The sequence below is a fragment of the Metabacillus sp. 22489 genome (assembly GCF_052044855.1).
GTDB classification, from domain to species: Bacteria; Bacillota; Bacilli; order Bacillales; family Bacillaceae; genus Metabacillus; species Metabacillus niabensis.
In genome coordinates this window covers 38,607-49,633 of record NZ_JBQENT010000040.1, presented here as the reverse complement: position 1 = coordinate 49,633, position 11,027 = coordinate 38,607, and the positions used below count along the sequence as shown (strand labels likewise).

The following is an 11,027-nucleotide window of genomic DNA, read 5'->3' as shown; positions in this document are numbered from 1 at the left end:
ATAAAGTGGTCGGGAAACCAACTTTATCCTACCATGTGAAGTGAGGTTTTTTAATACCTAATACCACGCTTGAAGCTCTTTAGAACCCCCAGCATAGCAGGGGGTTTTCGAAACCACAAGAAATGCGATACCTCTTTATTGAGGTATCGCACCCGTTAGCCTATGTTTACTTCTTTTCAATCTTTTTGCTACCTCCGTTGTTAAGCTAAAATCCCCGTTACTTCCCCAAAAAAAAAGTTCCTAAACTCCAAAATTGATAAATATAATCCCATACTTCCTGTTCCTCTAAAATTTGGCACCCCTTTTGGAATTCACCGTAAAGGTACATATAACCCTTAAATTCTTTAGTTACCCCTGCTTTCATTTGCAAGATTGTATCGTCCATCAATTCTTTTATAAACTTTTGTTTCAAAAACTCTTACTCCATAGCTTTTTCTCCTCTTTGATTGCCATCATTCATATGTATCTTCTTCAATAACAATATCAATCTTTCTTTCCTTTACAGACAATTTTACCGAAGCATTCCATGGAGTCTTTTTTAGCTCAATATCTCCATTGTCGCAAAGGAATAATACTCCTACTGCATCATATGTTTCATCCAAAGCAACTATTTCTCGCTCATTTGAAACAACTCGAATATTTTGTACATCTCCAGTGAACTTAATTTTCCATTCTCCTAATTTAAATGTCTGCAACATAGTAATAGTCCCCTTTTTTCTAAATTTTGCTGTTCCTGAAAAGATTTTTCTAATATGTTCTGGTATTATGATATTTTCATTATTTTCTGTCAAAAGCCTCTCTACCTCTCTAATTTGACAATTGGTACCTTGTGTAATTTATTATAATTCCTTTTACCGAATACCGATATACATTTAAATCCCATGTCTCTAGTTGTACTAACCTGCCTCTTTAGTACAGTAAGAAATGTTATACCTCATTGCCGAAGTATCGCAACCGTTAGTTATACAAAAAGACTTACACAATAATTGCATATTATATAAATGATTATTTTTTATTTTTTAGTTCTAAAAGTATAGGTGCTATATTTAGTAAGATAGAAACAATTGTCAAAAGCCATAATGCCTTTTCCACAGTAGGTACAACATCCATTAAAGCTGACCAATCTTCGCCTTTTACCCAATTAGATACAAGGCTATGTTCTGCACAGAGTGTCAATGCTGTAAATGATAATCCCATTGCCATCGCAAGTTTATAATCTTTTCCTGTTTTATACATATAAAGATTTATAAAAGTTGCTACTAAGGCAATAAGTCCTAATATTAACCACATAATTATGCCCCCATTATATTTTTATTTAAGATGAACATTTTCTAAAATATATATAAAAGTTCAGTTATCCTTATTTCGAATTTCTACCGCGTCTGTTTAACAAAGTTACTTATTATTATGAAGTTCAAACGACTCTTCAAAGTCATCCCATTTTACATTTACCTTTATAACTTCGTCTTCACTTACCTTTGCTCCACCATCTGAACTACCTCTGGACGAAAATGTTAATGTTGATGGTGGGACTGCAAATTCTTCAATGCTTTCCGCAGCACTACTAATAGTTTCATAAGAGTATTCAAGTTTTTGTAATGAAGACAACTCTTCTATAGAACCTTTATATTTTAATATGAACTCATAGCTATCTTCATTGGAATAAGTCGTTCTTTCGTCTTTTTCTCCCCATTTTTCTGTTCCTTTATAGAGGTATTCAGCCTCCCAATTTTCACTTTCTCCACTAAATTTATAATCATTCGTTGTGGTTTCTGAACAAGCTGTTAAAAGCATTATTGTAAATAATAAAGTTGCTATTTTCTTCAAGTTTATTCTCCTCTCAACAATAAACATCTCCATATATTTCCTATTTCAACTTACTTCTAATAATGAATCTTTTCCCCTAAACTGCCCCTTTAGTTGAATTAAAAAATCGTATCCCACTTAGGAATTTTCTTACATCTTGATTCACAAATAGTTGTTTTCCATCAGCATAACCCGTTTTTTTAAAAAGAATTTATGAATCATCTTTCTGGTTCAAACAAATGAAATCATCCCCTTAGCCTGCATTCGATAAACATATTATACCTTTAAATCCATATTTTGTTAGTTAAAAATTCATTAAATTAAACTGTCCCTTTAGTTCAAAAAAAATACGATACCTCTTTATTGAAGTATCGCTACCTTTTTGTTCGATTTGATTCCGCAATGTTTCTTAAGTTGTTGATCTGGTATATTTTTTTCACGTTCTACATGTGTAACATTTATATTTGGAACATCTAACTTCTCTGGGATATCGGTCTAAGAAAGATCATAATTCTTGTTGTAGAATTGCGCCATTTGTGGCTAACTATCTCATTTAATATTAGTATTCCAGCCTTTTTGTAGTTGTTTTCGGCTGTAAACAATTTGTCCAATATGGTAAGCACTATGCGTGGAAAAATTTCCGATGCCCCCCACCACTTTGCAGTCAATTGGAAACCATCCACTTCATTTTCTACCTTCTCTTCAGTTAATCGATCTTGCCACTGAAGCAGAACCTCTAAAGGCATTTCCTTAAGTCAGCAAATCCTATATTTTTCGGAACAATAAAAAATGGGAAGTCTTATTCTCAACTTCCCATTCTGCTAATAATGATCTATTTAATTTCTTTAATTTTTGTTAGATCCCCACTGCATAAAGCTTCAAGATTTTCAGAAATTTTATAAGCAGACCAATCCCACCATTTAATGGAAAGGAGATAATTAATGAGTTCATCATCAAATCTTTTCTTAATAATTTTGCAAGGATTGCCTCCTGCAATATGGTATGGGGGAATATCTTTTGCAACGACTGAATTGGCCGCAATGATAGCTCCATCACCAATATGCACACCGGGCATTACGGTGACATTTTGACCGATCCACACATCGTTGCCAATTACAGTATCTCCTTTAAGGGGGAGCTCTTCCAATGTTGGAGTGAATTTCTCCCAACCATGACCCATAATATTAAATGGATAGGTAGTCACACTGGACATTCTATGGTTTGCACCATTCATTACAAATTCAATTCCCTTTGCTATTGCGCAAAATTTTCCGATAATCAGTTTATCTCCAATAAATTCATAGTGATGTGTGACATGTTCTTCAAACTTTTCAGCACCATTTATGTCATCATAATATGTGTAGTCACCGACTATAATATTTGAGCGTGTTATAACGTTTTTAATATAGCATATGCTTTTAATTGCCTCGTTTGGGTAGATTGCATTAGGATCTGGTCCGTATTGCATAATAATCCCTCCATTGGTTTAATATCGTTTTTTTATCTTTGGCCATCTGAATTTTGGAACATACTTTACCATTGTTTCAAATATGAGGCCCCATTGCTGCTCCGATAAAGTTGCTACTGATGTCTCATTATTGATACGAAGTTCCCTCTTTAAATGCTTAATTTGAGACGGTGTAAATATACCTCTTAATGCTAAATCGACTGAAAAATGAGGATTTTTAAGTACATAATCGGCCAAGCCCCAGAAAATTAAATAGTCACTATAAGGTACAATCGGTTTTGCTTTTCTATTTATTGTAATCATTGCCGAGTCAACTCTTGGTGGTGGAGAGAAATTTTTTCTTGAAATATCTTTGACATACCGAATATCAAACCACATTCTCCATGAAATGACATAGGCATCCTTCACAAAATTTGATGTAAACCTTTTGGCTGCACCTTTTTCCATTACAATTACTCCTCTTAGAAAACCACTTGAAGGTTTATTCAAGAGTAGTTTCATGATAGGTGTTGTGATGGAATATGGGATATTAGAAACAGCCAAAAATGGATTATTAGGCAGATGAATTTTCAAAATATCTTGATGAATAATCTTGGTATTCGGATGGTGATTAAATTTTCCTTTTAGAATTTCAACAAACTTATCATCATACTCCACAGCTAGTACTTTTCCAGCTTTTTGACTTAGAACTGATGTTAATGCTCCTTTTCCTGCACCTAAATCTAAAACTAAATCATGTGGGCTTACTTTTGCTTGATCTACAATCTCATTTATTAATTTTTTATTATGCATTAAATGCTTCCCTGAAAAATTGGGAGGTTCCCCACGACTCAATTTTATTCCTTTATACTTATGGGGTTTTTTGGTCATATCTTATCTTCCCTTCTAAAATATAAAATCACAGGCGATCTGGCTGTGATTTCAGAGTAAAAAGGAAGTGACCAATCATTATTTATAATTGAGCAGTTAAATTCGTCTTTAAATAAACCTTCTTTTTGATTAACATAAGAAGGTAAATTAGACATAAATAAAGAAAGGTAGAACTATCCGCCTTTCTAAACATTACATATTTGTGCTATCACTGAACGTTCAAGCATTGTCAATATACGTGATTATCAAAATATGAAATGAAGATTATTAAAAAAGGATAGACTAATCCCGTTTACTCTGAAAATCCAAATCAGAGCCTTTGAACGTATTAAATTACTGGTTCAAAGTTTGGAATCGTAGTCTTGGTATCATTTTCTAATAATCCTCCTTATAGGTAAAATATACCATTTATTATATGGCTTTATTTGGAATAAGTCAATACGAAAGGAATTTTTACATATTTTCCACACAGTAATAAGTAAGCCTGAAGATTATCTGGTATTTATTCAAACCAAATCTTATTATTTCTCCAGTTATCCATTTTGAATCGCCACTAAATTCGCCATTGTTTCTTCTATCTTATCATTTGGATTTATTAAACTCCCTCAGTTTAATATGAATATCTCTCGAATGCTCACTTATTCGCAGGATTTCATAACCCTTTAAATTAGATTTATGGGTAATGGATATGAGTTCAGATCATTTTGGCTTCGTGAAGGCATAGTGAAATAAAGGAGTTAGCTAATACTCCATATTTTACCATATAATGTACATCTCCACGCCGCCCCTGGAGGCTTTCCCTCCCATGTCTCAACGGGTCAATTGCCCTCTCATTCCTTCGTCATGCCTATCCAAGGGGTGGAGGCCAGTTATGCTAACCTGATGGGTCACAGTGCCCTTTTGTTGAATAAACCTGGTACTCCGTACATATTTGAAATCCTACGAATAAGACAACATTCAAAATAAAGTTAACTAGTTTATAAGATACATCTTTAACTTTGAACCTTCGGTTTAGGCAGCTAAGGGAATAGATTCTTGAACTTTACTTGGACAGTATGATACGTTTCGTCGTGCTATTCCTACAAATATCCTTGCTAGTTTCCCTATCAGTTTCATAATTGACTTCATTTTCTTCATCTTTTTTACTTTCACATTATGTGCATGTATTGCTTTAAACTCTGGATTATTCATCACAAGACTCATAGTAGCTAAATAGAGGAAACGCCGTAGGCGGGATCTCCCACGCTTCGAAAGAACAATCTGACCTTTCCATTTACCAGAACTGGCTTCAGCTAAATGTAATCCCGCATGACGTAATAGAGAATTTCCGTGAGAGAATCCACTAAGATCACCAGCTTCACCTATTATTCCGGCTAAAGATATTTCGCTTATTCCTTTCATCATGAGTAGTTTCTTGGCAAACGAGATTTTGTTTAGCACTTTTTTTACTTGTTGTTCCACTCTTTCGAGTTGTTGTTCAGCGAGGTCATATTCTTCTAATAATTGTTCTAAGTGGAACTTATATGCATCAAGTGCTTGTCCAGTTCCAATAGAAGATTTTGCGTACTTGATTAGTAATTGAGCTTTTTTGGGACCTGGTTGTCTTTTCATTAATGACTTCCATCCAACCATGATATCAAGTGAAGTCATGGAGGAGATTTCTTTTGGAGTGGGGAACAACCGGAGGGTTGCGATGGCTCCTTTGCACGAAACATCCTTAAATACATGTCTTAACTCTGGAAACACAATATCTACCCATCTATTAATTTGATTAACGGCCATAACGAGACGTTTTACTATCACATCACGATTAGACATAAGAACTCTAAGTTTCTCGAACGCTTCGGATGATATCTGAACGAAAGAATAGTAGCCATTTTTGACCATATCGGCAATCACAAGCGCATCTTTTTTGTCACTCTTTGATTGGGTATTATCACGATTCTCTTTATTCCTTTTTACTAAGTGAGGATTGACAGTGACTACCTCTATTCCTTTATCAAATAACCACTTAGATAGGTTAATCCAGTAATGGCCAGTAGGCTCCATTCCTACTATTTCTGCGTTTAAGTGTTTTAGTTTTTGTAAATCTTGCATCCAGTTTACTAGTTTCATAAAACCCTCTTCATTGTTTTCAAATGTAAGAGGATCTCCGACGATGATTCCGCGGTAATTAACAGCACGGGCCACGTGGAATTGTTGAGCGATATCGACCCCAACAATCAGATGATTACTAGAAATTCTTTCTATTAGTTGATTTTGTTTGTTTTGCATTTTAAAATTCATGGTAAGGGTTCCTCCTAGGATTTTGAGTTAGAGTGGTGTCTATACTCATATCTTACTGAGGAACCCTATTTTTATCAAAGCTTAAAAATAACGATCTACAGGAATGCTAACCTGCCCCGTTAGTTCATAAAAAAAGCCACACTCATCGCTAGTCGAATTTCTTCTGCTCTTGTTCTAATAATTTACTATACATATCAAGCCTTTCATTATCATTTAAATGCTTTGCAAAATACATAGCATTATAGAATTTATTGTATGAATCTTCTTCTTTTTCAATTTCTGCGTATGCTGTTTCCACATTTGAATTTCTTATTAGCCATTTTAATCCGTTATGTAAGAAATCTTGTTTAATATCGTTTATAACTTCCTCAATATTTGAACCATCAGGTTGTATCCACCAGATATCATTACGCTCCTTTTCAGCGCGATTGTAAAAATTCTTGGTGTACTTAGACTGATCAAGATTACAGGATAAATCATACCTTACATCACATTGATAGATTTTTGGTAGTAATTCTCCTTTAGCACTAATTTTTATTTCGTCTCTCGGTGGAATAAAGTCATAATATATTCCTAATTCTACAATAATAGACATAGGTGACCATCCTGTAACATCAGAAAAGGATTTCCCTACAGCAGCTATATCCAATACCCAAATACAGTGGTCATTCCACCCCCAATTATGTCTTGTATTCACTTTGTGAAATCCGTTTTCTCTTAATGTTGGCGATAAAATTTTTCTTATCACTTTATTTATTTCAGGAGTGCCAACCATACTTATCAACCTCTCATTACTTTAAATTACCTCTATTATAAAACAATTTCTTATTAAACAAATCTGCCTCTTAGTTCAATAAGAAATGCGATACCCCTTTATAAAAGTATCGCACCCGTTTGTGGAATAATCTATTCCCGATAAACTTACTCTTCCATTAATTGATTAATCGTCTGTTTTCATTTATCTTTCGTAAATGGTCACAATTACTCCATCCATATTATCACCTGAAATCTCGTATTCTTGATTTTTTGGCAGATGAATGGTCATGTTTTCAGAAAAGGGATAATAAGAAACAGTATATTTTTTACCTTCGACCTTAGTCGAAACCTTCTTTTGCTCCTTTAGATAATCTAAATATTCCTCTAAAACAAAACCCTTTTCCTTCATAATTGCACTATGCGGCAAACCAACATAGCGAATATGCCAAGGTTCATATTGGATGCCTGTAATATCTGTTTTATTCTTTGGATAGCGTAAAATAAAGCCGTATTTCCAAGCATTTTTTTCGATCCATTTTCCTTCTGGTGCACGTTCCATTTTCATCTGTGTAGACCCTACATCAAGCGATAAACCTAAATTGTGTTCACTATAACCTGGAGGTAGGGCTAGGTCGGATCCCATTTGTTCATATAATATCTTTTGTTCCTCAAAACTGCGAAATCCACTTGTGATGGCGAAATTATGGAGTCCCTCTTTTCCAGCATCAGCCATCATCTCTGAGAATTTTTGTGCAATATCCATTGACATATAATTTGTACTACCTAATAACACATATCCTTGTGTCAATTCATTGTGAATGGTTAAATTCACCACGTCTGATTTAATACTCTCTTCGTGAACTGGGTGTTCATTGTTGACCAATAGTAGATTTCCTTGATAAATTTGTTCTTCTGTAATAATTATTTGTTGGCTATTTTCGGCAGCCCTTCTATCCTCTGCTTTATCATTTTCATGTTGATCATATTTCAGCACTTCTACATTTGGTATATCTGCTTTTGATTCAAAAAATGATTCCTTATTTATGAAGGCTAAAAACAAGCATAAAAGGAATAATAGTAAAAATCCCCACTTCTTCATTTTTCAGTTTCCTCCTAATTCTTCTTCATTAGAAATAATAGGTAAAACTGTTTAAAAAAAGAGTGGGGTAAATCTTAAATTTTCTTTAAATGATGAATTTGAAATCAATCTATCTTAATTATTATGTTCACTTTCCTTTGGTAATCGAACTTCAAAAGTTGTCTGTACGACGTTGCTTTCAGCAGTAATTGATCCATTATGCTGCTCAGCAATATTCTTCGCAATAAACAGGCCCAATCCTGTGCTATCTTCTCTATGGGTTCGTGCTTTGTCTCCGGTATAGAACATATCAAAAATATGCGGGAGTTCATCTGGAGGAATGCTATCTCCATAATTGACAACTTGTACCACCACTTCATTTGCTTCAATGGAACCATTTATATCTACATACTGACCGTCATATCCATAACGAATTGCATTGGTGATAAGATTTTCAAACAGTCGTGCTAGCAAATCTCCATCCCCCAGAATGGGCAAATGGCTCGGAAGATTCATCCGGGCAATCAAATGATTTTTTTCGAATACAGGATACAATTCTTCATTTAATTGGTTTAGTAGGTCGGTTAAATTAAAGCTTTTCCTATCTACCGGCAGCATTCCATAATTCATTTTCGTTATCTCGAATAATTCATCAATCAGCCTTTCTAAGCGTTGAGATTTAGTGAAAGCAATCGTTAAAAAATGCCTGACTTGTTCTTTCGTTAAGCTTTCATCTTTAAGGATTAAATCCAAGTAACCCAAAACAGAAGTCAGTGGTGTACGCAAATCATGTGCTAAGTTTACAACTAGCTGATCCTTACTGCTTTCCGAAAAGTCACCTCTTAATATGGCTTCTTTTAATTTTTCACTTGCGAGATTGATGTCTTTCGCAATATCATGAAACTCATCATTTGATCGGATTTCAACTTGATGTTGAAAGTCGCCACGAGCAAGGTAGTGAATTCCGCTTGAAATCTCTTTGAAATAGGTAGAGTAGCGTTTCGTAAAAAGAAAGAAAAATAATATCGAAAGTGGAATAAAGATCAGTAAAAAGAAATTAATGTCTCCAATTTTGTTCATAAATAAGCGAAAATGGGTTATTAAATCGCCATATTCAACCCAAGTATGATAATAATATTGCAGTATTTTAAAGATAATATAAGTTATCGTACCAGACAGGAACATACTCAATCCAAATAACACAATCATTTTTGAGCGAAAACTTCGTACGATTTTAGCCATTGAATGTATACCCGACTCCCCATACAGTTTTAATTAATTTGTTTTTCTGTTTATCTTCTTTAAGCTTTTTTCGTAGCGTACGAATATGAACCATAACAGTATTCCCACTTTCAAAATATGCTTCGCCCCACACCTGCTGAAAAATGTTTTCTACACTAAAAACTTTCTTTGGATGACTGGCTAGTAAATACAAAATATCAAACTCTTTAGGAGTTAGCTCAATAGATTCACCGTAAAGTGTAACCGCACGTTGATCAGGAGAAATAACGAGTCCACCAAACTCTAGATTTGATTTATTTTCGGTCTTCGCATGATTCAATGTAGTAAATCGCCGTAACTGGGCATTTACTCGAGCTACCAATTCAATGGGGGTAAATGGTTTCGTCATATAATCATCTGCCCCAATTATGAGTCCCTGTACTTTGTCGAAATCAGATGTTTTAGCACTCAAAAATATGATCGGCATATTATGCTGTTTACGAATGCGTTGCGTTACTTCATATCCATCCATTTTCGGCATCATAATATCCAAAATCAGCAAATCAAAAACCTGATTCTCGACAGCACGAACAGCCTCTTGACCATTCGATACTTTCATAATACGGTACCCTTCCTTTTCTAAATGAAAGGCAATTAGATTAGCAATCTCCTCCTCATCATCAGCAATTAGTATCGAAATATCCTTCATATTTTCACTCCTAAATAAAGTTACATATAGGTCCTATTCATTTTCTATTATATCTTTTCTTTTTCAAAAAAATGGTCTTATTGTTGGACTGATAATACTCCATATGTTAACAAGTCGTTAGAAGATTCTCAAGAATGTTTGGTATTGCTTTTAAATAAAGTTTGATCTAAGAGGTTCCTTTCACTCTTAAAAACAACTAATAAAAAACCGTTGTTTTGAGAAAAGATTGATCAAAATAACGGTTTTTTATTGATTATTTATTTTTATATTAAAGTTTAATTATTTCTTATTAAACTAAAGCAGCCGTTAGTTGAACAAGAACTAGATATTGTTTTTATTTAAGTAAAGTTTTTAAGACTTCTTTAATATCAGCTACTAAATAATTTTGGATAAATCATATAATTGTCCGAAACCTATATAATGTTAAATTCGTCTAATCTTTTAAAGGGAAGGTGTATAGCTAATGAAAAGAAAATGTATCATTGCGTTTACAGTTATATTGTTAAGTATTTCACTCGCAGGTTGTAGAAATGCTGATATGGAAGGTATTATCTTAGAAGTAACAGAAAATGAGATATTACTTTCAGAGAATCTTTCTCTGGACAAGTATGAAGATATAAAAAATAAAACAATTTCAGAGATACAGGAAGAGGAAAAGGGTATTCCTTTAATTTCTTTAACTTATGACAATACAGTGGAATTGTCAAAAGGTGATGAAGTTATAGTATGGATTGATGGAAATGTACTTGCATCCTATCCTGAGCAAGCTAAGGCTAAGAAAATTCAATTTAAAAAATAAGTTCCTCAACAATCGGAGCAATTGTGATGATTAT

The 11,027-nt window shown here is 33.9% G+C and carries 12 protein-coding genes and 1 pseudogene; 1 reads left to right on the top strand and 12 read right to left on the bottom strand.

Going from position 1 to position 11,027, the window contains the following annotated elements:
* Positions 1 to 217: 217 nt before the first annotated feature.
* The 12 genes and pseudogenes from ACTJJ9_RS19805 to vanR form a co-directional block, all read right to left on the bottom strand.
* On the bottom strand, positions 218 to 412 hold the full coding sequence (locus tag ACTJJ9_RS19805; RefSeq protein WP_145585349.1) for a hypothetical protein: 195 nt from the start codon (positions 410 to 412) through the stop codon (positions 218 to 220).
* Between the two features lie 40 nt (positions 413 to 452).
* Positions 453 to 791 (bottom strand): hypothetical protein, encoded by a 339-nt coding sequence (locus ACTJJ9_RS19800; protein ID WP_145585350.1) that lies wholly within the window; start codon positions 789 to 791, stop codon positions 453 to 455.
* A gap of 214 nt (positions 792 to 1,005) precedes the next feature.
* Entirely contained in the window at positions 1,006 to 1,290 is a 285-nt protein-coding gene (locus ACTJJ9_RS19795) for a hypothetical protein (RefSeq protein ID WP_145585351.1), read from the bottom strand.
* Between the two features lie 105 nt (positions 1,291 to 1,395).
* Positions 1,396 to 1,854, bottom strand: a complete 459-nt coding sequence (locus tag ACTJJ9_RS19790; protein ID WP_440768835.1) for a hypothetical protein — start codon at positions 1,852 to 1,854, stop codon at positions 1,396 to 1,398.
* Positions 1,855 to 2,355: 501 nt separating this feature from the next.
* Positions 2,356 to 2,593 (bottom strand): annotated as a pseudogene (locus ACTJJ9_RS19785) (DinB family protein); the annotation flags it as partial.
* A gap of 45 nt (positions 2,594 to 2,638) precedes the next feature.
* Entirely contained in the window at positions 2,639 to 3,274 is a 636-nt protein-coding gene (locus ACTJJ9_RS19780) for a Vat family streptogramin A O-acetyltransferase (RefSeq protein ID WP_145585352.1), read from the bottom strand.
* Between the two features lie 18 nt (positions 3,275 to 3,292).
* Positions 3,293 to 4,144, bottom strand: coding sequence for a 23S ribosomal RNA methyltransferase Erm (gene erm, locus ACTJJ9_RS19775; RefSeq protein WP_145585353.1), 852 nt, complete (start codon positions 4,142 to 4,144; stop codon positions 3,293 to 3,295).
* A 1,011-nt stretch (positions 4,145 to 5,155) separates the two neighbouring features.
* The gene (locus tag ACTJJ9_RS19770; protein ID WP_145585426.1) at positions 5,156 to 6,430 is read right to left on the bottom strand and encodes an IS110 family transposase; all 1,275 of its coding nucleotides are present in this window, start codon (positions 6,428 to 6,430) and stop codon (positions 5,156 to 5,158) included.
* Between the two features lie 148 nt (positions 6,431 to 6,578).
* Positions 6,579 to 7,205 (bottom strand): DUF4304 domain-containing protein, encoded by a 627-nt coding sequence (locus tag ACTJJ9_RS19765; RefSeq protein WP_145583037.1) that lies wholly within the window; start codon positions 7,203 to 7,205, stop codon positions 6,579 to 6,581.
* A gap of 183 nt (positions 7,206 to 7,388) precedes the next feature.
* Positions 7,389 to 8,285, bottom strand: coding sequence for a VanY-A/VanY-F/VanY-M family D-Ala-D-Ala carboxypeptidase (vanY, locus tag ACTJJ9_RS19760; RefSeq protein ID WP_145583040.1), 897 nt, complete (start codon positions 8,283 to 8,285; stop codon positions 7,389 to 7,391).
* A 114-nt stretch (positions 8,286 to 8,399) separates the two neighbouring features.
* The gene (locus ACTJJ9_RS19755) at positions 8,400 to 9,506 is read right to left on the bottom strand and encodes a sensor histidine kinase (RefSeq protein ID WP_145583042.1); all 1,107 of its coding nucleotides are present in this window, start codon (positions 9,504 to 9,506) and stop codon (positions 8,400 to 8,402) included.
* Positions 9,499 to 10,194 (bottom strand): vancomycin resistance response regulator transcription factor, VanR-F/VanR-M family, encoded by a 696-nt coding sequence (vanR, locus tag ACTJJ9_RS19750; RefSeq protein WP_145583044.1) that lies wholly within the window; start codon positions 10,192 to 10,194, stop codon positions 9,499 to 9,501. Before vanR ends, ACTJJ9_RS19755 begins: the two co-directional genes overlap by 8 nt.
* A 463-nt stretch (positions 10,195 to 10,657) precedes the next feature.
* Between vanR and ACTJJ9_RS19745 the strand changes: the two genes are divergently transcribed.
* On the top strand, positions 10,658 to 10,993 hold the full coding sequence (locus ACTJJ9_RS19745; protein WP_145583046.1) for a DUF3221 domain-containing protein: 336 nt from the start codon (positions 10,658 to 10,660) through the stop codon (positions 10,991 to 10,993).
* Positions 10,994 to 11,027: the final 34 nt, after the last annotated feature.

What these genes read in the sequence shown, in the direction of transcription:
- ACTJJ9_RS19795 (WP_145585351.1), bottom strand. Translation starts at nt 1,290, where the DNA reads ATGTGGTTAATATTAGGACTTATTGCCTTAGTAGCAACTTTTATAAAT.
- ACTJJ9_RS19790 (WP_440768835.1), bottom strand. Translation starts at nt 1,854, where the DNA reads ATGTTTATTGTTGAGAGGAGAATAAACTTGAAGAAAATAGCAACTTTA.
- ACTJJ9_RS19780 (WP_145585352.1), bottom strand. Translation starts at nt 3,274, where the DNA reads ATGCAATACGGACCAGATCCTAATGCAATCTACCCAAACGAGGCAATT.
- erm (WP_145585353.1), bottom strand. Translation starts at nt 4,144, where the DNA reads ATGACCAAAAAACCCCATAAGTATAAAGGAATAAAATTGAGTCGTGGG.
- ACTJJ9_RS19770 (WP_145585426.1), bottom strand. Translation starts at nt 6,430, where the DNA reads ATGAATTTTAAAATGCAAAACAAACAAAATCAACTAATAGAAAGAATT.
- ACTJJ9_RS19765 (WP_145583037.1), bottom strand. Translation starts at nt 7,205, where the DNA reads ATGGTTGGCACTCCTGAAATAAATAAAGTGATAAGAAAAATTTTATCG.
- vanY (WP_145583040.1), bottom strand. Translation starts at nt 8,285, where the DNA reads ATGAAGAAGTGGGGATTTTTACTATTATTCCTTTTATGCTTGTTTTTA.
- ACTJJ9_RS19755 (WP_145583042.1), bottom strand. Translation starts at nt 9,506, where the DNA reads ATGGCTAAAATCGTACGAAGTTTTCGCTCAAAAATGATTGTGTTATTT.
- vanR (WP_145583044.1), bottom strand. Translation starts at nt 10,194, where the DNA reads ATGAAGGATATTTCGATACTAATTGCTGATGATGAGGAGGAGATTGCT.
- ACTJJ9_RS19745 (WP_145583046.1), top strand. Translation starts at nt 10,658, where the DNA reads ATGAAAAGAAAATGTATCATTGCGTTTACAGTTATATTGTTAAGTATT.